The organism is Allorhizocola rhizosphaerae, from assembly GCF_003426775.1.
GTDB lineage: Bacteria > Actinomycetota > Actinomycetes > Mycobacteriales > Micromonosporaceae > Allorhizocola > Allorhizocola rhizosphaerae.
Genome location: NZ_QJUG01000006.1, coordinates 52,291 through 73,254, shown reverse-complemented (window position 1 = coordinate 73,254; position 20,964 = coordinate 52,291). Strand labels below are relative to the sequence as shown.

The 20,964-nt window shown below is 68.9% G+C and carries 21 protein-coding genes and 2 pseudogenes; 8 read left to right on the top strand and 15 right to left on the bottom strand.

What is annotated here, in order from left to right; genetic code table 11:
* The coding region (locus tag DM816_RS02445) for an adenylate/guanylate cyclase domain-containing protein (protein ID WP_162907017.1) at nucleotides 1–952 on the bottom strand (952 nt) is incomplete at its 3' end.
* A gap of 204 nt (nucleotides 953–1,156) precedes the next feature.
* Between DM816_RS02445 and DM816_RS02435 the strand changes: the two genes are divergently transcribed.
* From DM816_RS02435 to DM816_RS02420, 4 genes are all read left to right on the top strand, one after another.
* Nucleotides 1,157–1,975, top strand: a complete 819-nt coding sequence (locus DM816_RS02435) for a lysozyme family protein (protein WP_162907014.1) — start codon at nucleotides 1,157–1,159, stop codon at nucleotides 1,973–1,975.
* A gap of 101 nt (nucleotides 1,976–2,076) precedes the next feature.
* A complete protein-coding gene (locus DM816_RS02430; RefSeq protein WP_117208387.1) occupies nucleotides 2,077–3,102 on the top strand; it encodes a GNAT family N-acetyltransferase in 1,026 nt (341 codons plus the stop codon).
* Nucleotides 3,103–3,111: 9 nt separating this feature from the next.
* The gene (locus tag DM816_RS02425) at nucleotides 3,112–3,318 is read left to right on the top strand and encodes an FmdB family zinc ribbon protein (RefSeq protein WP_117208386.1); all 207 of its coding nucleotides are present in this window, start codon (nucleotides 3,112–3,114) and stop codon (nucleotides 3,316–3,318) included.
* Between the two features lie 22 nt (nucleotides 3,319–3,340).
* Complete coding sequence (locus DM816_RS02420) at nucleotides 3,341–4,207, top strand: SDR family oxidoreductase (RefSeq protein WP_117208385.1); 867 nt, start codon at nucleotides 3,341–3,343, stop codon at nucleotides 4,205–4,207.
* Here the strand turns inward: DM816_RS02420 and hemB are convergent.
* From hemB to DM816_RS02380, 8 genes are all read right to left on the bottom strand, one after another.
* On the bottom strand, nucleotides 4,204–5,178 hold the full coding sequence (gene hemB / locus DM816_RS02415; RefSeq protein ID WP_117208384.1) for a porphobilinogen synthase: 975 nt from the start codon (nucleotides 5,176–5,178) through the stop codon (nucleotides 4,204–4,206). The genes DM816_RS02420 and hemB overlap by 4 nt on opposite strands.
* A 19-nt stretch (nucleotides 5,179–5,197) precedes the next feature.
* A complete protein-coding gene (locus DM816_RS02410) occupies nucleotides 5,198–6,769 on the bottom strand; it encodes a bifunctional uroporphyrinogen-III C-methyltransferase/uroporphyrinogen-III synthase (protein WP_117208383.1) in 1,572 nt (523 codons plus the stop codon).
* Complete coding sequence (gene hemC / locus DM816_RS02405) at nucleotides 6,753–7,664, bottom strand: hydroxymethylbilane synthase (RefSeq protein ID WP_117208382.1); 912 nt, start codon at nucleotides 7,662–7,664, stop codon at nucleotides 6,753–6,755. Before hemC ends, DM816_RS02410 begins: the two co-directional genes overlap by 17 nt.
* The gene (hemA, locus tag DM816_RS02400; RefSeq protein WP_117208381.1) at nucleotides 7,661–8,848 is read right to left on the bottom strand and encodes a glutamyl-tRNA reductase; all 1,188 of its coding nucleotides are present in this window, start codon (nucleotides 8,846–8,848) and stop codon (nucleotides 7,661–7,663) included. The genes hemC and hemA overlap by 4 nt, the downstream gene beginning before the upstream one ends.
* Nucleotides 8,845–9,576 (bottom strand): redox-sensing transcriptional repressor Rex, encoded by a 732-nt coding sequence (locus DM816_RS02395; protein WP_117208380.1) that lies wholly within the window; start codon nucleotides 9,574–9,576, stop codon nucleotides 8,845–8,847. Before DM816_RS02395 ends, hemA begins: the two co-directional genes overlap by 4 nt.
* Nucleotides 9,577–9,908: 332 nt before the next feature.
* The gene (locus DM816_RS02390) at nucleotides 9,909–10,532 is read right to left on the bottom strand and encodes an HAD family hydrolase (protein ID WP_117208396.1); all 624 of its coding nucleotides are present in this window, start codon (nucleotides 10,530–10,532) and stop codon (nucleotides 9,909–9,911) included.
* A 10-nt stretch (nucleotides 10,533–10,542) separates the two neighbouring features.
* On the bottom strand, nucleotides 10,543–10,773 hold the full coding sequence (locus DM816_RS02385) for a glutaredoxin family protein (RefSeq protein ID WP_117208379.1): 231 nt from the start codon (nucleotides 10,771–10,773) through the stop codon (nucleotides 10,543–10,545).
* Nucleotides 10,766–12,121, bottom strand: coding sequence for a class I adenylate-forming enzyme family protein (locus DM816_RS02380; RefSeq protein ID WP_117208378.1), 1,356 nt, complete (start codon nucleotides 12,119–12,121; stop codon nucleotides 10,766–10,768). Before DM816_RS02380 ends, DM816_RS02385 begins: the two co-directional genes overlap by 8 nt.
* 563 nt (nucleotides 12,122–12,684) lie before the next feature.
* On the opposite strand from DM816_RS02380, the pseudogene DM816_RS02375 reads away from it, so the two are divergent.
* From DM816_RS02375 to DM816_RS02360, 4 genes and pseudogenes are all read left to right on the top strand, one after another.
* A pseudogene (locus tag DM816_RS02375) lies at nucleotides 12,685–13,281 on the top strand (ECF subfamily RNA polymerase sigma factor, BldN family); the annotation flags it as partial.
* Between the two features lie 88 nt (nucleotides 13,282–13,369).
* Nucleotides 13,370–14,200 (top strand): annotated as a pseudogene (locus DM816_RS02370) (DUF5667 domain-containing protein); the annotation flags it as partial.
* A gap of 264 nt (nucleotides 14,201–14,464) precedes the next feature.
* The gene (locus DM816_RS02365; RefSeq protein WP_425455203.1) at nucleotides 14,465–15,304 is read left to right on the top strand and encodes an HAD family hydrolase; all 840 of its coding nucleotides are present in this window, start codon (nucleotides 14,465–14,467) and stop codon (nucleotides 15,302–15,304) included.
* Complete coding sequence (locus tag DM816_RS02360) at nucleotides 15,301–16,359, top strand: hypothetical protein (RefSeq protein WP_117208377.1); 1,059 nt, start codon at nucleotides 15,301–15,303, stop codon at nucleotides 16,357–16,359. The genes DM816_RS02365 and DM816_RS02360 overlap by 4 nt, the downstream gene beginning before the upstream one ends.
* On the opposite strand, the gene DM816_RS02355 is transcribed toward DM816_RS02360, so the two are convergent.
* Genes DM816_RS02355 through DM816_RS02330 form a run of 6 tightly spaced genes read right to left on the bottom strand, consistent with a single transcriptional unit; the run spans nucleotide 16,349 to nucleotide 20,956 of the window.
* Nucleotides 16,349–17,149, bottom strand: coding sequence for a lysophospholipid acyltransferase family protein (locus tag DM816_RS02355; protein WP_342768658.1), 801 nt, complete (start codon nucleotides 17,147–17,149; stop codon nucleotides 16,349–16,351). The genes DM816_RS02360 and DM816_RS02355 overlap by 11 nt on opposite strands.
* Nucleotides 17,150–17,183: 34 nt before the next feature.
* On the bottom strand, nucleotides 17,184–18,224 hold the full coding sequence (locus tag DM816_RS02350) for an NAD-dependent epimerase/dehydratase family protein (protein ID WP_117208375.1): 1,041 nt from the start codon (nucleotides 18,222–18,224) through the stop codon (nucleotides 17,184–17,186).
* Between the two features lie 24 nt (nucleotides 18,225–18,248).
* Nucleotides 18,249–18,350, bottom strand: coding sequence for a 30S ribosomal protein bS22 (locus DM816_RS02345; RefSeq protein ID WP_007465623.1), 102 nt, complete (start codon nucleotides 18,348–18,350; stop codon nucleotides 18,249–18,251).
* Between the two features lie 60 nt (nucleotides 18,351–18,410).
* Nucleotides 18,411–18,623 carry a helix-turn-helix domain-containing protein gene (locus tag DM816_RS02340; protein WP_117208374.1) on the bottom strand — a complete coding sequence of 71 codons (213 nt, stop codon included), beginning with the start codon at nucleotides 18,621–18,623 and terminating at the stop codon, nucleotides 18,411–18,413.
* Nucleotides 18,624–18,672: 49 nt separating this feature from the next.
* Entirely contained in the window at nucleotides 18,673–20,010 is a 1,338-nt protein-coding gene (locus tag DM816_RS02335) for a hypothetical protein (RefSeq protein WP_117208373.1), read from the bottom strand.
* A gap of 19 nt (nucleotides 20,011–20,029) precedes the next feature.
* Entirely contained in the window at nucleotides 20,030–20,956 is a 927-nt protein-coding gene (locus DM816_RS02330) for a proline dehydrogenase family protein (RefSeq protein ID WP_117208372.1), read from the bottom strand.
* Nucleotides 20,957–20,964 lie beyond the last annotated feature (8 nt).

Below are 20,964 nucleotides of genomic sequence, written 5' to 3'. Positions count from 1 at the left end.
CGCCCGCGAGCAGCTCGCGCGCCATCGCCATCACCGGCTCAAGGTGGATCTCGCAGCTGTCGAGCAGGATCAGCATGCGCCGCTTGGACAGGTAGTCCACCAGCGTCTGCATGATCGGACGGCCCGGCTCGGGCCGCAGCCCGAGCACTGTGGACAACGCGAACGCGACCAGCCCCGCGTCGGAAACGGAGGCCAGGTTCAGATGCCACGCACCGTCCGGATAGGACTGTTGCGCCGGGTCGGTGACCAGGTCGGCCGCCACCAGGCCGGCAAGCCTGCTCTTGCCCGACCCACCCGCGCCCACGACGGTCACGAGCCGGTTGGTCCGCAGCAGCCGCTCGACCTCGTGCCGCTCCGCGGCCCGGCCGATGAACGAGGTCACGGGGTTGGGCAGGTTGTGCGGGGAGTCGCCCTCGGTGCGCGGCCGCGGAAAGTCGTGCTCCAGCCCCTGCGCGATCAGCTGATAGAGCCGCTCGCGGCCGTCGAACCCGCGCAACCGGTGCAGGCCCAGGTCACGCACCTCGATCCCCGGCGCGGCCTGCAGCGTGGCGTCGGACAGCAGGATCTGCCCGCCGTGCGCGGCCGCGGCCACGCGGGCCGCGCGGTGCACCTCGGGGCTCGCATATTCCCGGCCGTGCGGCTCGGCCCAACCGGTGTGCAGGCCCATCCGCACCCGCGGCCGGGCCTGCGGATCGGGCCACTCGTGCGCCGCGAGATCACGCTGGGCGTCGGCGCACGCGATCACCGCGGCCGATGCGTCGTCGAACGCGAAGAAGTACGAGTCCCCCTCGGTGAACAGCTCCACCCCGCCCGAGCGGGTCAGTGCGGCACGTAACAGCCGCCGGTGCTCGCTCAAGACAGGCAGATATCCATCGCCGAGCATCTGGGCCAAACGTGTGGAGCCCTCGATGTCGGTGAACAGAAATGTCACCCGCCCTCGCGGCAATGGCATAGTCACGTGCGCATAACCTCCGCCCCCCTGGAAGCCGCACCTGATATCAGGAACTCCAGCATGTTTTCGCACCTCCGCACACGAGGCAAATCGTTATAACGGCCCGACCTAGCTGACGTAACGACGACAGCGGCGGGCCAGATATCGCACTTTCAGCCAGCGGTCGCACTTGCACTCTCCCGCTCGTGAGTAATACTCGTTGTCGTGGCCAGCGGGGAGACGACACTCAGGCGAGTTCTGCTGACCGGAATTGTGATCGCGGGATTGACGGCGATCGCAACGACGGCCGGCGCTACGGTCGTGCCAAATTTGGTGACGCCCAGCACATCGCCCAGATCTGAACGGGCGCCGCAGCCGGACGTGGTGGCCAAGCCATCGACCACTCCGAGCACCACGCCGAGCCCGTCGGCGACACCGAGCCCCACACCGACCGCCGGCCCCGAACGGGTGAACGCCTTCGCCGGCTGGGCCAAGCGGCTCGCCGAGCCGCTGGACATCCCGCACAACGTGCTGGCCTCCTACGCCTACGCCGAGTTCGTGGTCACGCAGACCCGCCCGGCGTGCAAGTTGCAGTGGACGACGCTCGCCGCGATCGGCAAGGTGGGCAGCGACCACGGCCGCGTGGAGGGCCGCACCATCGATGCGCAGGGCTGGCCGCGCCCGACGCTCATGGGCCCGCCGCTCGACGGCACGAGCGGGCGGGCCAAGGTGGCCGACACCGACGGCGGCACGCACGACGGCGATCAGGTGTGGGACCGCGCGATGGGCCCGATGCAGCTGATCCCGGCGATGTGGCGGGCGTCCGGAGTGGACGGTGACAGCGACGGCCTGGCCAACCCGCAGGACATCGACGATGCCGCGCTGGCCGCGGCCTACCATCTGTGCACGGCCAACCAGGACCTATCGGTCGTCGCGAATTGGAAGACGGCGATCAACTCGTACCACGGCATGGGCCCGCAGATCGACAAGGTGTTCGAGGCGGCGCAGACCTACGGGACACAGAGCAAAAACAAACTACCCTAAGCGACCCCCACCACAAGCGATCAACACTCAGCGTAATGGTTTGCATACAATGATAGGACTGGCTATTGAGTTTTCGGCCGTCAACTGTGCAAGCTGGACAGGTGAAGGTGCGCGAGTGGGATCCTTTGACCGCTTCCGCCACCGAGATCGCCTCCATAGTTGCCCTGCTTAATGAGGCTATGGCCATCGACCTGCCCGATGATCCGCTGTGGCACGACGGATCGATGCGCGATTATCTGGCGGTGACCATGCCGGGCGAGCGCAAGGTCATGTGGCTGGCCGAGGAGACGACCGGGGACGCGGGGCGCGGCATCCCGCCGCTGGGCGGGGCCAATGTCCTGCTGGTCGGGGACATCGGTGTGATGGAGATCGTGGTCCACCCCAAGGCCCGCCGCCTCGGCGTCGGGCGCGAGCTGCTGAGCCAGGTCGTCAAGCGGGCTGCCGACCAGGGCTACACGGCGCTGGGCGTGGAGGTGCCGGGCGAGACCAGCGCGGTGGAGTTCTACCATCGGTTCGGGTTCACGTGCGCGTTCACCGAGGTGCGCAGCGTGCTCGACCTGAGCTCGGTGGACTGGTTCGCCCTCGGCGAGCTGGCCGCAGGGGTGGGCGCGGGCTACAAGCTCGACTTCTACTCGGGCGGCCCGCCGCTGGACATGTATGCGGCGTACGCGGCCGCCAAGGCCGAGGTGCGCGAGTCCTACGATCTCGGCGACCTCGAACTGCGGCCCAGTTCCTATGAGCCGCAACGGTTACAGGCGAGCATCAATACCCTGGCCGCGCGGGGGCTCAAGCTCTACGTGGTGGTCGCGGTGCACGAGAGCTCGGGCGAGGTAGCCGGATTGACCGAGGTCGTCGTGCCGCAGCAACATCCGACCCGCGCCGATCAATACGACACCGTGGTGGTGCCGCGCCATCGCGGTTACGGCGTGGGGCGGGCCATCAAGGCGCGCATGCTGTTCGAGCTGCGCTCCGCCGAGCCCGGCATCACCCAGGTGCAGACCTGGAACGCGGCGATCAACGAGCCACTGATCCGGGTCAATCAGGAGCTCGGCTTCGTCCCCGACCGGCAATGGCTGGAATACGAGGCCGACGTCGCCGATCTGGTAACCCGGCTGGGCATCTCCTAACCTTTATTCATGCCTCGGTACGAATTCCGCTGCCGCGCCTGCGGCGACACGTTCACGGTCGACCGGCCGATGAGCGAGTCCGGTGCGCCCGCCGACTGCCCACAGGGGCACGACGACACCGTGAAACTGCTCTCCACGATCGGCTTGGCCGGCGGGGTGACCGCGCCCGCGAGCGGCGGTGGCGGCGCGTGCTGCGGCGGAGGTTGCTGCAGCTGAAGACTTGGGTAAAGCCCAGGGCATGACAGATCCGAAGCAGCCCGATCTTCCGTTTCCGGAGCAGGAGCAGCGCCCGCCGGGCGACACCGACGAGATGGCCCCGCGGCCGCACGACGAGATGCGCGACTACCGGGGCTCCGGCCTGCTCGATGGCAAGGTGGCCCTCGTGACGGGCGGCGACTCCGGCATCGGCCGGGCCGTGGCGATCGCGTTCGCCAAGGAGGGCGCGGACGTGGCCATCGCCTACCTGAGCGAGCACGACGACGCGCGGCACACCGCCGACCTGGTCGAGCAGACCGGGCGGCGCAGCCTGCTGCTGCCCGGCGACCTGAGCCAGGAGGAGCGCTGCACCGACATCGTGCAGCGCACCGCGGGCGAGCTCGGCGGGCTCGACGTGCTGGTCAACAACGTGGCCATGCAAAACCCGGTGGAGGACCTGGCGCAGCTGGAAACCAAGCAGTGGCTGGACACGTTCGCCACGAACATCCACGGCTACTTCTGGACCACGCGGGCTGCCCTCCGGTACCTCCAAAGAGGCTCTTCAATAATCAATACGGCGTCGGTCAACGGGCTTCGCGGCAACAAGTCGCTGGTCGATTACTCCGCGACCAAGGGTGCGATCATCGCGTTCACCTATGCGCTGGCGCAGCAGCAGGTCGAACGGGGCATCCGGGTCAACTGTGTGGCGCCCGGTCCGGTGTGGACACCGCTGATCCCCTCGACCATGGGTGCCGAGAAGGCCAAGGAGTTCGGCGCGCACACGATGTTCAAACGCCCGGCGCAGCCCGACGAGATCGCACCGTCCTATGTGTTCTTCGCGTCCGAGACGCTGTCTTCCTACTACACGGGCGAGGTGTTCGGCCCGACCGGCCAGGTGCTCCCCGGCTAGGGCAACATCCGTGCAGCGTCGACCGCCCAGTAGGTGAGGATGATCTGTGCCCCGGCGCGCTTGATGGAGTGCAGCGTTTCGAGCATGACCCGGTCGCGGTCCAGCCAGCCGTTGGCCGCGGCCGCCTCGACCATCGCGTATTCGCCGCTCACCTGGTATGCCGCCACGGGCACATCGGTCTGCTCGGCCACCGCCCGCACGACGTCGAGGTAGGGCAGCGCGGGCTTGACCAAGATGATGTCCGCGCCCTCGGCCACATCGAGCCGCACCTCGCGCAGCGACTCACGCAGATTTGCCGGGTCCTGCTGGTATGTGCGGCGGTCGCCCTCCAGCGCGGACTCCACGGCGTCGCGGAACGGACCGAAGAACGCCGAAGCATACTTCACGGCATAGGCGAGGATGGATGTCTGCGTGAACCCCGCACGGTCCAATGCGGACCGCACATGCCCGACCTGGCCGTCCATCATGCCGGACAGCCCGAGCAGGTGCGCGCCGGCATGGGCCTGCGCCAACGCCATCTGCGCGTAAGCGTCCAGCGTCGCGTCGTTGTCGACCCCGCCGTCGGCGTCGAGCACGCCGCAGTGCCCGTGCGAGGTGAACTCGTCCAGACACAGATCGCTCATGACCACGGTCGCGTCGCCGACCTCCGACACGACATCGCGGATGGCCACGTTGAGGATGCCGTTGGGGTCGATGCCCGCCGATCCTTGCGGATCCCGGTTTGCGGGCACGCCGAACAGCATGATCCCGCCAACTCCCGCCTCCACCGCCTCCACCGCCGCCTTGCGCAGCGACTCGCGCGTGTGCTGCACGACGCCGGGCATTGACGCCACCGGCCGGGGCTCGGTCAGGCCCTCCTTGACAAACATCGGCAGCACCAGCTCGGACGGGTGCACCCGGGTCTGACTCACCAAGCGCCGCAACGCTTTTGTCGCGCGCAGCCGGCGCGGCCGTTCAGTCGGAAAGGGCATGGCACAGCCTCCTAACGAACTAACGGAACCGAAGTGCCGTCGGGCCCTGGACCTTCGACCCGCGCCGCTGCTTGGCGGGCATGGCCGCCAAGCGCTCGCGCAGCTCGACCGCGTATTCGGCGAGCGCCTCGACCAGGTCGGGCACCGAGGCGTGCTCGGGTTGCACGTCCACGCGCAGGCCGAACTCGACCGCCGTTTCGGCCGTCTTGGGCCCGATCACGGACACCACGGTACGCTGGTGCGGCTTTCCGGCGATACCCACCAAATTGCGCACCGTCGATGACGACGTGAACAGCACGGCGTCAAACCCGCCCGACTTGATGGCGTTGCGGATCTCCTCGGGTGGCGGGGCCGCCCGCACGGTGCGGTAGGCCGTCACGTCGTCGACCTCCCAGCCGCGCTCGGTGAGCCCGGCGGCCAGCGTCTCGGTCGCGATGTCGGCGCGCGGCAGCAGCACCCGGCCCACCGGGTCGAAGATCTCGTCGTACGGGGCGAACTCCGCGAGCAGGCCCTCGCTCGACTGGTCGCCCGCCGGGATCAGCTCCGGCTGGATGCCGAAGGCGCGCACCGCGTCGGCCGTCGCCTCACCGATGCACGCGATCTTCACGCCGCCGAAGTGCCGCGCGTCGAGGCCGTGCTCGGCGAACTTCTCCCACACCGCGCGCACGGCGTTGGCACTGGTGAAGATGACCCACGCGTAGCGCCCGTCCACCAGACCCTTGATCGCCCGCTCCATCTGCGCCGGGGTGCGCGGCGGCTCGACCGCGATGGTCGGCACCTCGCACGGGATCGCGCCGTAGGCCCGAAGGCGCGCGCTCATCGCTCCGGCCTGTTCCTTGGTCCGCGGCACCAGCACACGCCATCCATACAGTGGCCGCCGCTCCCACCAGCCGAGCTTGTCCACCTGGTGCACGCCCTCGCCAACGATCACCACCACCCGGCCGGTGAAGCCGAGCGCGGCCGCCACGAAACTGTCCACAGTGGACACCGTGGTGTATTGCGTCTCACCCGTGCCGTCCCCGGTGATCGCCACCGGTGTGGTGCCGTCGGCCCCGGCCGCGAGCAGTCCGTCCCGGACGGCCGCCAGATCGCCCGCGTCGACCGCGAGCGAGACCGAGCCGTGCTTGAGCGCGGCCGCCAGGCCGTCGAAGTCCACCGTGGTCACATCGTCCATATCGACCGACATGCGCGTGCCCACACCCGCGTAGGTCGCCACGCCCGCGGCCGTGTCGATGCCCGGCACCACCGAGAAGTGCACGTTGGTGCGGGCTATCGCCTGCACCTCCTTGAGCACCGCGTCGTGGGCGAACGGGTCGCCCGCGATCAGGCGGACCGCGTTGCGCCCGGAGCGCGCCTCGGTGAGCAGCACCTTCGCCACGTCACCGGGGTCACCCTCGGCCGGGGAGAACTCGGTGGCCTCGGCCACCATGGACCGCACGGAATCGAGCAGGCCGGACGGTACCGCTCGATCAAAAACCACGTGATCGGCCTCGAGCAGCGCGTCATGGGCGCGGCGAGTCATCAGGCCGGGATCGCCGGGACCGGCCCCGACGAACGCGATGTGGCCGGCGGGCTTACGTGCGCGGGTCATGCTGAACTCCCAATACATGGTCAGCACCGTCCTCAAGCAGGTCGTTGGCCAGCAACCGGCCCACCTGCTCGGCTTCGGCGAGCGTCCCGGTGCGCGACAGCTTCAGGGCGTAACCCCCATCGACGCTGATCACCGCACCGCGCAGATAGATCTCATCGTCTTCGGTAACTTCGGCCAGAGCGGCAACGGGCGCACTGCACCCGGCCTCCAAGGCGGCCAGCAGCGCCCGTTCGGCGGTCACGGCCGCACGGGTCGCCCTGTCGTCGAGCGGCCGCAGCAGCTCGGCGAGGTCTTCTCGGCTCTCGACCGCGAGTGCGCCCTGCGCGGGTGCGGGCAGCATCAGCATCGGGTCGAGGATCTCGGTGACTTCATCGGCGCGCCCGAGGCGCACCAGTCCGGCGCGGGCAAGGACGACGGCGTCGAGTTCTCCCTGAGCGACCTTGCGCAACCGGGTGTCGACGTTGCCTCTGATCGGGACGGTACGCAGTGGGAGCCCCAGCGCCGCGAGCTGGGCCACGCGCCGCAGGGCGCCGGTGCCGACGGTCGCGCCGTCGGGCAGCTCGGTCAGGGTCAGCCCGTCGCGGGCCACCAACGCGTCGCGCGGGTCTTCGCGCGGCGGCACGGCCGCGATGACGAGCCCGCCAACGCCCGCCGTGGGCAGGTCCTTGTAGGAGTGGACCGCGAAGTCGATCTCCTTGGCGGCCAGCGCGTCGCGCAGCGCCGAAACGAACACGCCCACGCCGAGCTGCTGCACGGGCTGGTCGGAGCGGTCCCCCGCGGTGACGATCTCGACCAGCTCGACGCGCTCGCCGGTCAGGGCGGTCACCCGCTCGGCCACGTGTCGCGACTGGGCGAGCGCAAGCGCACTCCCCCGTGTCCCCAGCCTCAATGTCATTCCGCGACCTCCGGGACGTCAGACACGCTGGTGACGTTGGTGTCCAATTCGAACAGTTCCCGCACCAGGCGCGTGTATGCCTCGCCGCCCGGCTCGGCGGCCAGCTGCCGCACGCGCACGGTCGGCTGGTGCAGCAGCCTCTGCACGATGCGGTGGACCGTGTGGGCGACGTCGGCCCGCTGCGCGTCGGTCAGGTCCGGCCGGCGCGAGGTCAGGCGGCGCAGCTCGGTGGAGACCAGCTCCTCGGCCCGCGCACGCAGCGCGGCCACGGTCGGCGCGGCCTCGGCGCCACGCAGCCAGCCGGCGTAGGCCTGGACCTCGTCTTCGACGATCCGCTCGACCTCGTGCACCTCGGCGCTGTACGCCGGGGCGATGCTCGCGCCCAGCGTCTCCAGATCGATCAGTGTCACGCCCGGCAGATCCCTGACATCCGGCTCCACGTCGCGCGGCATGGCCAGATCCACGATCACCAACGGCTTGGTGACCATGCTCTTGGTGATCACCGGATCGACCGAGGCGGTCGCGCACACCACACCGTCCACTTCGGACAGCAGGCGCGGCAACTCGTGCGTGTTGGCCCGGCGGACCACCGCGATTTCGGCGGCGCCCATCTCGGCCAGGTGCGCACGGGCCAGCGAGCCCATCGCGCCGGCGCCGACAACGGCCCATCGGCGCACGGACGGGGCGAGCGCGAGGGCGGCGCTCACCACACTGCGCGGGGCCCGATCGATGTCTGTCTCGGCGTGCGCCCGCTTGCCCACGCGCAGCGCCTGCTGCATGAGCTCGTGCAGCACCCGGCCGACGGTGTCGGCGTCGGTCGCGTTCTGGTAGGCGTCGCGCAGCTGGCCCAGGATCTGCGGCTCGCCGACCACCATGGACTCCAGCCCGGCCGCGACCCGGAACGCATGCCGCACGGCGTTGACGCCGTGGTGCACATAGACGGAGGGAGAAAGCTCCTCATAGCTCACGCCGGTCTCCCGGGCGAGCACCTCCCCGATCTGCTGCAGGCCCGCGTGGAACGCCGGCACCACGGCATAGATGTCTGTGCGGTTGCACGTCGAGAGCAACACCGCTTCGGCGACATGCTCGCCGATGAACGGCCTCGGCCCGCCCACCCGCGACAGGCGCTCCAGCAGTGTGATCGACGCGCTGCGATGCGAAGCGCCGACGACGATCAGGTTCACGTGCGCACCTCCCCATTGACCCGAGCGGACTTCCGGTGCTCGTGGAACGAGAGGATCTGCAGTTCCACGGCGAGATCGACCTTACGAACGTCCACTCGATCTGGCACAGAAAGCACGCACGGTGCGAAGTTCAGGATGCTCGTGACACCGGCCGCGATGAGCTGGTCGGCGACGGCCTGCGCGGCCGAGGCGGGGGTGGCCAGGACCGCGATCGAGATCGACTCGGCGGCGACCACCGCCGGTATCTCGGCGACATGACGGATCACCAGTCCGTTGACGCGCTCGCCCACCCGCTGCGGGTCGGCGTCGAACAGCGCGGCGATGCGGAACCCCCGGGTGGAGAAGCCGGCGTATCCGGCGAGGGCGTGGCCGAGATTGCCCACGCCGACGAGTGCGACGGCACGGCGGGACGTCAGACCGAGGATGTATTCGATCTGCGCGATCAAGGGGGCAATGTCATAGCCCACCCCCCGTGTGCCATAGGAGCCTAGGTGCGACAGGTCTTTGCGAAGCTTTGCCGAGTTGACACCTGCCGCGTGAGCCAGCCCTTCGCTCGAGACGGTGTCGTGTCCAGTATCGGCAAGGTGATGAAGGGCACGCAAATATTCCGGTAGCCGGGCAACCGTGGCCTCCGGCAGGTCCGGGAAATCCGGGACAGTCCGGGAGAAACCGACCACGGCAGCGCTGCCGTTCGGTCCGGACGCTTCTCCGGTGCGCTGCTGACTCATCTGTCTCCGTGCCGACCTGGCGAGCAATTAGGGCACCCCGCTGCCACCAGCGCTAAACGCTGTGCTAACGGAGCGGGTACCAGAGTAAGCGCTTGTGAACGCGTGCACAAATCGCGATCTTGAACATGCGTCATGCTGCTTTTGCGCGACGACTGAAAACACCGTTCAGGCGACGCCGTGCTGTGCTCTTCCCGCCCCTCAGACCTTCGGCCCCATCCCCGTTTGCGCGACCCAGCGAGAAACACCCCCGCGGCAGACGCGCCCCCGTTTCTCGCCGAGCCACGCCAGAAGTATCAGCCCCGCAAAAGCCACAAATAGGATGCGACACACCGTCAGCCCGCGGCGATCGCGACGGCCTCCACCAGAGACGAGGCCACGGGCACACCGCGGGCGCGCAGATTATCCGGATGGGTGAACCCGCCGTCGTAGAGCACGCAGCGCGCGCCGACCGCCTCCGCCGCGTCGGCGTCGTCCACCGAGTCACCGATGAGCACCACGTCGGGCCCTTCCAGAGACAACTCCAGCAGGTGCGTTTTGAGATGCGCGGCCTTGAACCCGCCGCCCAGCGCCTCGCGCAGCCCGTCGACACGCGCGAACGACAGACCGAACCGGGCGACCGTCGGCACCAGCTCGTGGTGGAACCACATCGACAGCAGCGACTGCGTGCCGGCCCACATGGCCATCGCCTCGCGCGCGTCGGCCGCGAGCGCCACATCGGCCAGCGCACCCCGATAGCACTCGTGGAACACGTCATCGAGCCGGGCGAACTCGGCCGCGGTCAGGTCGCGCCCGAGCACCCGCGAGTAGTAATCGCTCACCGGCCGGCAAAAGCCGCGCCGGTGCTCGTCAACCGTGACAACCGGGCCGCCGATGGTGGCGAAGGCCGCGTTGGTGGCGGTCACGACGAGGTGGATGTCGTCGAGGAGAGTCCCGTTCCAGTCCCAGACCAGGTGCATGCCGGCCACTCTAGCGAGCGAGATCGCGAAGCAGCCGATCTTTTTCCACCCGCCAATAGCCGTGCTCCTTGCCGTCGAGCAGGATGACCGGGATCCGGTCGCCGTACTCGATCTCAAGCTCGGTCGATGTCGTGATGTCCACCTCGGTGAACGGCTCTCCGATCTCGTGCAGGATCGCGACCGCGTCCTCGCACAGGTGGCATCCCGGCCGGGTGTAGAGCGTGATCCGTGGTTCAGTCATCGCGGAGCAACCTCTTGCGCACCTTGCCCGTGGCCGAGTGGGGCAGCTCGTCCACGATCTCGATGGTCTGCGGGCATTTGAACCGGGCCAGGTTGGCCGCGCAGTGCGCCATGAGCTCCTCGACCGGCGCGGTCCCGACCACGTATGCGTGGACGGCGTGCCCGCTGGACGGATGCGGCACACCGATCGCCGCCGCCTCGGCCACGCCCGGGTGGGCGGCCAGCACCTGCTCGACCTCGGCCGGGTACACATTGAAACCATTGACGATAATCAGCTCGCCGATCCGATCCACGATGAACAGGTCGCCGCCGGAGTCCGCGTACGCGATGTCGCCGGTGGCCCACCAGCCGTCGGCGCCGGGGCCGCCGCGCCCGTCGGGCCAGTACCCGTTGAACAGGTTGTCGCCACGCACCACGATCTCGCCAGGGTCGTCCTCCTCGCCCAGCAGCTTGACCTCCACGCCCGGGATGGGCCGGCCGATCGAGCCCGGTTTGATGGTCTTGCTCGCGAGGGTCGAGCTCACCACGGGCGCGGTCTCGGTAAGGCCGTATCCGATGTGAACAGCGATCCCAGTGACCTCGGTGAAGCGCGTGCTGTCGGCGGCCGACAGGGCGGCGGCACCGCACACTGCCAGCCGCAGCGAGGCCAGCAGCTCGCGCGCGTTGGGCAGCTCGGACCAGGCCAGGTACATGGGCGGCACGCCAACCGCCACGGTCACCTTGTGCAGGGCGATCAAACCGGCCGTGCCCACGGGGTCGAACTCGGGCTCAAGCACACCGCACGCTCCGTGCCACAGCACGGCGCCCAGGCCCGAGTTCAGCCCGTACGCATGAAACAGCGGCAGGACCAGCAGCACGACGTCGTTGGCCGACATGATCGGCGGCTCGATCCGCGCGAGCTGCCGGTGATTGGCGATCAACGCCCGATGGGTGAGCATCGCGCCCTTGGGCGCGCCCTCGGTGCCGGAGGTGTACAGCAGCACGGCCAGTTGCTCGTCGGCGACCTCGGGAAACTCCGCGGGCACGGGCGCGCCGGAGAAGTCGTAGGACTCCAGCAGCGTGGCGCCCGAGTCGTCCAGGACGTGGCGCAGCTCGCGCTCCGTGAAGCCCGGGTTGACCGGCACGGCGATCACACCGGCCCGGAACGCGCCGAGCAGCGCGACGACGAAGTCGATCGTGTTGGGCAGGGCGATGGCGACCTTGGTGACGCCCGACGCCAGCAGGGCACCGGCGGCACGATCGACCAGTGCGTCCAGGTCGGCCCACGTCCAGGAGCTTTGCCTGGACAGCAGCGCGACCGCGTCAGGCGTGCGGGTCGCGTGTTCCCGCAGCAGGGTGGCAAGGTTCACCGGCCGAGTCTAAGCATCACCCGGGTGGGTGAGCGCCCGGCCAATATTCGCACGCGCAGTGAGCTGACCCGCACAGCTTGTGCGACACCCCGAAGCCGCAGGCCAACACACTTAGCGGGAGGTTGGCCCTACGATCCAAGGGACAACGTCTGTTTTGCCACGAGATGTACTTCCCCATCCTAAAGTGTTCCAAGCAGCTATCTCAGGGGGCTTTGTCAGCTTATGGTGGATATCGCCGGGACAGTGAGGCACGTGGAGGTGGCTGGATGAGCACAGGCTCAGTCTTCTATGGCGAACTGGCGGTGCCGGGCGGATGGGATGCCCTTCGCGCGATGCTCAACGAGCTGAGGTTGCCCGCGGCGGCGACCCGCCCCCGGACCCGGCCGCACAACGACGCCGCCACACGCCACCTGCCACCACCCGGCACCAAACCCGTCGGCGGGCGGATCAACCGGCCCGCGATGCCGACGCAGATCGCCCCCGAGCTCGCCGCGGCCGAAACCACGGTGCTTCCGGTCATCGAGGCACCGGAGAAGACCGCGCCCGGCGCGCCCGGCGGACCCACCGGCTTTCCGGACCGGCCGGACCCGAGCGACGCCGCGCACGAGGTGTGGACCCTGGTCGAGCGGGCGCAGCAGGGCGACACCGAGGCGTTCGGGCTCATCTACGACCGCTACGTCGACACGGTGTTCCGCTTCATCTACTTCCGCGTGGGCAACCGCCCCCTGGCCGAGGACCTGACCTCGGACACGTTCCTGCGCGCGCTCAAACGAATAAGCAGCTTCACCTGGCAAGGACGCGACCTGGGAGCGTGGCTGGTCACCATCGCGCGCAACCTGGTCGCCGATCATTTCAAATCCGGCCGGTACCGGTTGGAGGTCACGACCGGCGACGTGCTCGATGCCGACCGTGAAGACCGGGGCCCGGAGGGAAGCCCGGAGTCCGCGGTCGTCGACCACATCACGAATGTCGCGTTGTTGACAGCAGTCAAACAACTCAACCCGGAGCAGCAGGAGTGCATCGTCCTGCGCTTCCTTCAGGGCTTCTCGGTAGCCGAAACCGCGCAGGCCATGGGCAAGAACGAGGGCGCGATCAAGGCCCTGCAATACCGCGCGGTGCGCGCGCTCGCCCGGCTCCTGCCGGAGGGCTTCCAACCGTGACCTGCCCTACATGCGTAACTCCACGTGCCCAATTGACGTTTATCCGAGTGCGAGCGGGTTTCTCGACGTCACAAGGGGGGTGCTCGCAGTGAACGCGTCTCTGTTCGATCGTGCGCGCGCCGAGCGCTTCGCCCAACTCATGGACGAGGCGAGCGGTGCGCGCCGCCATCACGCCCATTCCAAACTCGACTCCGAGCTGGTCGAACTGGTGGCCACCGGCCAGCGGCTCAAGGCGATGCGCCTCAACGGCCACCCGACCGAGTCGTTCAAGCGCGACCTGCGCGCGCAACTGATCGCGACAGCGCAGCGCGAAGGCATCGGCAGCACGGCGGTGGCCGACGTGCCGCCGCGGCGCGGCCTGCGGCTCCCGAGCGCCCGCCCCCGGGCGCGGGGCGCCATCGTGGTCGGCGTGGCTGCGGGAACCCTTGCGCTGTCCGGGGTTTCGGTCGCCAGCGGGGAGGCCATCCCGGGCGACGCGCTGTACGGCATGAAGCGCTCCACCGAGCGGGCCCAGCTGGCGCTCGCGGCCTCCGATCTCGGCCGTGGTCAGCTACACCTCGAATTCGCCCGGACGCGCCTGCACGAGGCGAGCCTGGTGTGGTCCGACGAGACCGGGTTCGTCCGCTCGCTGCGCGACATGGACGGCGAGACCCGGGCCGGGGTGCGCATGCTGATCACCTCGGCGGTGAACCAGAGCGACACCACGGCTCTCGACGCGATCGACACGTTCGTGCGCATGCAGCGCGCTTCCGTCGCCGAAATGCTCGACCGCAGCAGCAACGCCGGCCGCGAGCAGGTGACCGAGTCGCTGAAGCTGCTCACCGATGTCGAAGAGCGCGCCAAGGCCGTCCGTGCGGCGCTGGCCTGCGGTGCGCAGGCCATCGGCGTCGACATGCTCGGCCCGATCGTGCCCGCGTGCAGCACACCCAAGACCCAGGTCCATTCACACCGTGCCAGCCAGTCCGCCGGCCAGCCACAGCAGGCACATACCGACGGGCGGACCACACCGGCCACGCAACCCACGCCATCGGCCACGCCCACGCCGGACCCGGAGGCACAGAAGAAGGACGACGGCCTGCTGGGTGAGCTCGGCCGGATCCTGGGCGGCATCCTCGGCTGACCAACTGACCAATAACTTTCGGCGCCCCGCTACGCTGGGGCGTCGAATGTTATGGAGGACCACATGACTGCGGATGCGGCAGGCTGGGCGGCGGCCGAGCTTGAGGCCGCGCTGATGGTGCCGCCGACTCCCGACTCGGCCGCGTTCTTCGATGTGGACAACACGATGATGCAGGGTGCGTCGATCTACTACTTCGCCCGTGGGCTGGCGTCGCGCAAATATTTCACGACCGGCGATCTCGCCCGGTTCGCCTGGCAGCAGCTGCGGTTCCGGCTCATGGCCGCCGAGCACGCGGGCGACATCGCCAAGACGCGCGAGGCCGCGCTGGCGTTCATCGCGGGCTGGAAGGTCGAAGACGTGGCCCGCCTGTCCGAGGAAATCTTCGACGAGCTGATGGCCGACAAGATCTGGTCCGGCACGCGCGCGCTCGCCGATCTGCACCTGGCCGCGGGCGAGCGGGTGTGGCTGGTCACGGCGGCGCCGGTCGAGCTCGGCACGGTCATCGCCAACCGGCTCGGGCTCACCGGCGCGCTCGGCACGGTGGCCCACATCCGCGACGGGCACTACACCGGTCAGCTGGTCGGCGACATGCTGCACGGCCCGGCCAAGGCCACGGCCATCAAGGCGCTCGCCGCGGCCGAGGGGCTCGACCTGGCCAAGTGCACCGCCTACAGCGACTCCATCAACGACGTGCCCATGCTCAGCACGGTCGGGCGGGCCGTCGCGGTCAACCCCGACAGTGCGCTGCGCCGCATGGCCAGGGAGCGCGGCTGGGAGATCCGCGACTTCCGCACCGGGCGCAAGGCGGCCAAGACCGCCGTGCCCATCGCGCTCGGCGCGGGCCTCGTCGCGGGCGCGGTGATCGGCGGGATGGCGATCGGGCGCCGGAGGCGCGGCCTGTGACCGGTAAGCATCGCGATCCGCGCACGCTGCGGCTCACCGGGGTGCTCGCACTCGGTGTGGCCATCGCGGCGGCGGGGGTGCTGCTCGGGCTCAAGCCGTCCACGCCCGGTCCACAAACGACGGCTGCGACGGAAATGGTCCCGCTCACGGTCAAGCCCGTCGCGGTGAGCGGCAACGGGTTCCAGCCGCTGTACTTCGCCAGCGAGGCCGTGTCTTTGGGCACGGCCGAGTCCGCGGACGGGGTGGTGCGCCTGCTGCTTCGCACCGGCGAGAAGGTGCGCGAGCTGCGGCGGGTGCCAAAAGAGAAGACACCGGAATTCGCCGGGTTCGTCGCCGAGGGCGACCGGGTGGCGTGGGTCGAGATCACGCAGGACGACCGTGGACTGTGGACGATCGACAACGCGTCCGCCAACCCGCGCCTGGTCACGACCGATCTCGGCGACATCGCGCTGTTCGACAAGCGCGATGACCTGGTGCTGCACGACGGCGAGGTGAGCTGGGTCGCGGCCGTGGCGGGCGAGCAGCCCTCGACCGAGGTGCGCACCGTGTCGCTCGGCGGCGGCGAGGTCCGGATCAACACGATCGAGGGGGCCTACTCGTTCACCGGCTGGCCGTGGCTGTCCACTGTCAACCTTGGCGACAACGGCCCGATCGAGTTGCGCAATCTCCAGACCGACGAGCGGGTCCACGTGCCAGTGCAGACCAACGAGCTCGTGTCCTGCTCCCCCACGTGGTGCCGGTCGGTGATCATCGGTGCGGGCGAGGCCAACACGATCATCGAGCTGCAGCGGCCCACGGGCAAGGAACGGTTCCGCTCGGCCAGCGGCAGCGTGGCGGCGTCCACTGTGGACGTGGCGATGCTCGACCGGTTCGACATCTACTCCCAGCCGGGCGGCAAGCTCCTGCTGTTCGACATCGAAACCAGGCGCACCACGCTCGTCGCGTCGGGAGTCGGGCAGGTGGTCTCGCGCGGGCACATGCTGTCGTGGTCGACCGGCGACAACGAGACCACCGTGTGGCACGTGCTCGACCTGCGCCGGCTCACTAATCCATGAACGGGTCGGGGCGCCGCTCCAGCAGCCCGTGCAGCATCCCCTGGATCGTCTCGCGCACCTGATCGGCGAGGTTGAACACCACCGCCGGATCGTCGGCCTGATCGGCCCACGGCGTGGTGTCGATCGGCTCGCCAAACTCGATCATCCACTTGCTGGGCAGCGGCACCATCCCGAGCGGGCCGAGCCATGGAAACGTCGGCGTGACCGGGAAGTAGGGCGCGCCGAGCAGGCGGGCCAGCGGTTTGATGTTGCCAAGCAGCGGATAGATCTCCTCGGCGCCCACGATCGCGACCGGCACGATCGGCGCCTTGTTGCGCAGGGCCACCGACACGAAGCCCGCGCGGCCGAACCGCTGCAGCTTGTAACGCTCGGAGAAGCGCTTGCCCACGCCCTTGAAGCCCTCGGGAAACACGCCCACCAGTTGGCCCTCGTGCAGCAGGCGGTCGACGTCGGGATTGCACGCCAGCGTGGCGCCCGACTTGCGCGCGATCTCCGACACCAGCGGGAGCCGGAACACGAAGTCGGCGGCGAGCAGGCGCAGGTATCGGTGCCCCGGGTGCTCGTCGTGCACGGCCAGGCACAGCATCAGCGCGTCGAGCGCGATCGTGCCCGAGTGGTTGCCCACGATCAGCGCGCCGTCCTCCTTGGGGACGTTGTCAATGCCGAAAACCTCGGTGCGGAACCAGTTTTTGTAGAGCGTGCGCAGCAGCGGATGGAACACGTAGTCGGTGAGCTCGGTGTCGAAACCGAAGTCGTCCACCTCGTACTGCCCGGTCAAACGCCTTCGCACGAAGGAGAGTGCACTGGCGACCCTGGCGTCCCACTCATCCCTGACCTCTTGAACCTCTTGCACCGCGCACCCCCTTGATCATGTCGAGGAAGGAGTCGATCCGTTCGGGTGTGAGCACCGTGCCGGCCTCGTGCGACTTGATGAAATCGTCGAAGGCCACCGACGTCGAGCGGGGCGTGAACCCGAACTCCTGGGTCAGCTTCTGCGTGTCGACCACCCGGCCGTGCACGAACAGGTCGACCTGGTCCAGCGACACGCCGCCCAGCCGGGTCGCGGCCTGCAGCAGCGGCTCGACGATCGGCAGCGTCACGCGGCCCGAGCGCCGCAGTGCCTGCGACAGCGTGATGACGCCCGGCCCGGCCACGTTGAACGTGCCCGGATGATCCTCCACAACGGATCGTCGCAGGATCTCCAGCGCGTCGTCGACGTGGATGAACTGCAGCCGCGGGTCGCGGCCAAGCACGGTCGGCACGAGCGGTTGGGCGAAGTAGCGCAGCAGCACGGTCTCGGCGGTCGGCCCGACGAACGGGGCGAACCGCAGGACCGTTGCCGTGACGTCGGCCCGCCTGCGCCGGAAACCGCGCACGTAGCCCTCGATGTCGAGGATGTCCCGCCCGTATCCGCCGCGCGGCACATCCCGCGCCTCGGTGTCCTCGGTGAACACGGCCGGATCACGGAACGAGGCGCCATAGGCCGCTGTCGATGACCTGACCACCAGCCGTTTCAGCGTCGGCGCCTGCTGGCACGCGGCCAACAGGTGCATCGTGCCGATGACGTTCTGCTCCTTCATCGCCGCGCGGCCGCCCGACCCCTGCGGCGAGGAAACCACCGCCAGGTGCACGACCGCCTCGGCGCGCAGTTTGGCCAGCATGTTGCCGGTGTTGCGGGTCAGATCGACCCGGCGCACGTCGACGCCGGCGAGCAGATCTTCGTAATCATCCGGGGGATTGGCGCGGTCCAGGCCGACCACGCGCTCGACCCTGGGGTCGGCAGCGATCTGGGCCGCGATGTGCGCGCCGAGAAACCGGCTGACGCCGGTGACGACGACAACCCGGGGCGCGCCGGTGATATCCATGCGCACCTCCGCGGTTGGCTGGCCTTACTTGCCGAGACGACGACGCTGGACGCGGGTCTTGCGCAGCAGCTTGCGGTGCTTCTTCTTCGCCATGCGCTTGCGGCGCTTCTTGACCACGGAGCCCATACGGCAGCCCTCTCGAGATTGACGGGTGGTGAAACCTGAACCTGTCGAGGATAGCCGAGCTCACGCGGCCGTTTCGAAGGACCCTCTCAGATATTCCCGAACCGCCTGCTCAGGCACGCGGAACGAGCGCCCGACGCGCACCGCGGTCAGTTCGCCGGAGTGCACAAGCCGATAGACGGTCATCTTCGACACGCGCATCAGCTTGGCGACCTCCGCCACCGTGAGGAAGGTGAGCTCTCCCAGCTGCTGTTGGTGCCGCGGGTCCGCTTGCATATAAGTAAGGTACCGGGACAGAAGTGACGGATGCGAGACTTTGTGAAGATCAGCTGACGGCGGAGGTCACATAGTCGAGGCAGCCCTGGTTGAGCACGGACCAGTCCACGCCGAACACACCGGCCGAGGCCTTCACGTAGGTCGCGTCCTCGTGCACCACCGCGTGGAAGAACTCCACCATCCGGCGTTCGCCGAAGCGCTCGCTCAGGCACCGCACGGCCAGGTATGCCACCGCATAGGCGCCGCTGACCTGCTCGTCGGTCGCACTGTTTGCCGGCTCGGCGAGCTCGAACCCGGTTGTGGACGCGGCAAGCGCATCGGCCGCATCGAGCAGACCCGGGTGGTGCCGCATGGGCGCGCCGTTGGCCTCGGCCAACTCGGCGATGCCCTCCTTCAGCCACCACAGCCGCTCGTTGTCCTTGTGGCGCCCGGGAAGCGTGGAGGCATGCGTCAACTCGTGGCGCAGGTGCCCGGCCACCGCATCGTTACTCATGTCGGAGCCGTTGAGCACCACCTCGTATCGGTGATCGCTCACGCTCACCGCGACCGCGCCCGTCCAGTCGGCCAGGTTCAGCCGGAACCAGCGCTGCCACTCGGACCTGCCCGCGAAGTAGACGACATAGCGGGCGGGCTTCTTCTCGTAGGCGAACCGGTCCGCGACCACCGCCGCCTCCTCGGCCGCGCGAAGGATCGACGGGAGCCGCGAGGCGTGCTCCTTGGTCGTAGCGACGACGGTGCGCTCGCCCGAGGCCGACACCAGCTCGCTGAGCTGCCACGGGTGTGGGTGGTTCTCGGCCTCCCAGTCGACCAGCGTCGCCGCGTCGGCCGTGACCAGCCACACGGTCTCGGCGACCGCGAAGCCGTCGTCACACGGGCTGGTCACGAAGCACACCTTGCTTGCCACCTCGACCGACCAGCGCCCGTCCGCGCGGTCGATGGGCGAGCGCAGATCGTCGCGCCACTCGCTGACCTTCATCGCGCGCAACGCCGCGAACTGCCGACGCATCGCCTGCCGGTCCTCGTCGCCCGCCGTGGGGTCGATTATCGAGAGGTACCCGGCCTCGTCGCCGCCGAGCAGGGCGGAGCGCTGCCTGTCGAGGGCGGCGCGCACCCGCTGCATCTCGGGCGGCTCCTGCGCGGCCGGGCTCGTCCGCGCCCTGGGCTGGCTCAGCAGGTCGGCCACCTTCACGACCACGACCGTCGAGGCCACACAGAACACCGCGACAATGCCGACCGCGACCCCGATCCACCGGCCCCACGGCCGGCGCACCCGGGGCGGTGGGGGTGGCAGCGCGGGCATGGGCGGCGGGACGTTCCCGCCATAGGACTGGTGCACGATCTGCGAAAACTGCGCGTCGATCTGCTCCGGGGTGTGGTCGGGCTGCACGCTCCGCGACTTTACCCGCTCACTTCTTGGATATGAGGGCCCGTGCGAAGAATGAGAGATTGGCCGGACGCTCGGCGAGGCGGCGCATCAAATAGCCGTACCACTGCGTGCCGTAGGGGACGTAGACGCGCACGGTAAAGCCGAGCCTCGCGAGCCGGGCCTGCTCCTCGGGGCGGACACCGTACAACATCTGGAATTCGAAACGGTCCGGCTCACGATCGAACCAGCGGGCGCGGTCTTCACCGATCGCGATCAGGCGCGGGTCGTGGGTCGCCAGCATCGGATAACCCTCACCGGCCATCAGGACGTTCATGCAGCGCACGTAGGACTTGTCCACTTCCAGATTTGATTGGTACGCAACATGTTCAGGCTCTTTATAGGCCCCCTTGCACAGACGGACGCGGGAGCCCGCGTAGGACAGCTCGCGGCAGTCGGCCTCCGTCCGGCGAAGGTAGGCCTGCAGCACCGCACCGGTGTTGGGATAGTCGGTGCGCAAGCGCGACAGGATGTCCAAAGTGGAGTCCGTGGTGGTGTGGTCCTCCATGTCGAGGGTGACCGTCGTGCCCACGGCTTCAGCCGCCGCGCAGATCTCGCGCGCGTTGCGCTCCGCCATCGCCTCATCGAACGCCTGCCCGAGCGCCGAGAGCTTCAGGCTCACCTCGGCGATCCCGCCCTTGGTCAGCCCGGCCTGGTCGAGCAGCTTGATCAGCTCAAGATAGGCGTCCCGGGTGGCGATCGCCTGCTGCTCGGTCTCGGTGTCCTCACCGAGATGATCGAGGGTGATGTGCAGCCCATCGGCCGCGAGGTGCCGGGTGACCGTGAGCGCCTCATGGGGCCCGGTTCCGGCGACAAAACGCTTGACCACGTCACGACTGATCGGGGCGGTCTCGACAAGCCGTTCGACCCGGGATGACCGGGCGGCGGCAAGGATCACGGAGCGCAGCATGAGGGCAG

Excerpts from the sequence above, each read along its gene's own strand:
- DM816_RS02350 (WP_117208375.1), bottom strand. The coding sequence starts at position 18,224 with ATGGATATCACCGGCGCGCCCCGGGTTGTCGTCGTCACCGGCGTCAGC.
- DM816_RS02410 (WP_117208383.1), bottom strand. The coding sequence starts at position 6,769 with ATGACCCGCGCACGTAAGCCCGCCGGCCACATCGCGTTCGTCGGGGCC.
- hemC (WP_117208382.1), bottom strand. The coding sequence starts at position 7,664 with ATGACATTGAGGCTGGGGACACGGGGGAGTGCGCTTGCGCTCGCCCAG.
- hemB (WP_117208384.1), bottom strand. The coding sequence starts at position 5,178 with ATGCCCTTTCCGACTGAACGGCCGCGCCGGCTGCGCGCGACAAAAGCG.
- DM816_RS02425 (WP_117208386.1), top strand. The coding sequence starts at position 3,112 with ATGCCTCGGTACGAATTCCGCTGCCGCGCCTGCGGCGACACGTTCACG.
- DM816_RS02390 (WP_117208396.1), bottom strand. The coding sequence starts at position 10,532 with ATGCACCTGGTCTGGGACTGGAACGGGACTCTCCTCGACGACATCCAC.
- DM816_RS02420 (WP_117208385.1), top strand. The coding sequence starts at position 3,341 with ATGACAGATCCGAAGCAGCCCGATCTTCCGTTTCCGGAGCAGGAGCAG.
- DM816_RS02385 (WP_117208379.1), bottom strand. The coding sequence starts at position 10,773 with ATGACTGAACCACGGATCACGCTCTACACCCGGCCGGGATGCCACCTG.
- DM816_RS02395 (WP_117208380.1), bottom strand. The coding sequence starts at position 9,576 with ATGAGTCAGCAGCGCACCGGAGAAGCGTCCGGACCGAACGGCAGCGCT.
- DM816_RS02340 (WP_117208374.1), bottom strand. The coding sequence starts at position 18,623 with ATGCAAGCGGACCCGCGGCACCAACAGCAGCTGGGAGAGCTCACCTTC.
- DM816_RS02345 (WP_007465623.1), bottom strand. The coding sequence starts at position 18,350 with ATGGGCTCCGTGGTCAAGAAGCGCCGCAAGCGCATGGCGAAGAAGAAG.
- DM816_RS02330 (WP_117208372.1), bottom strand. The coding sequence starts at position 20,956 with ATGCTGCGCTCCGTGATCCTTGCCGCCGCCCGGTCATCCCGGGTCGAA.
- DM816_RS02365 (WP_425455203.1), top strand. The coding sequence starts at position 14,465 with ATGACTGCGGATGCGGCAGGCTGGGCGGCGGCCGAGCTTGAGGCCGCG.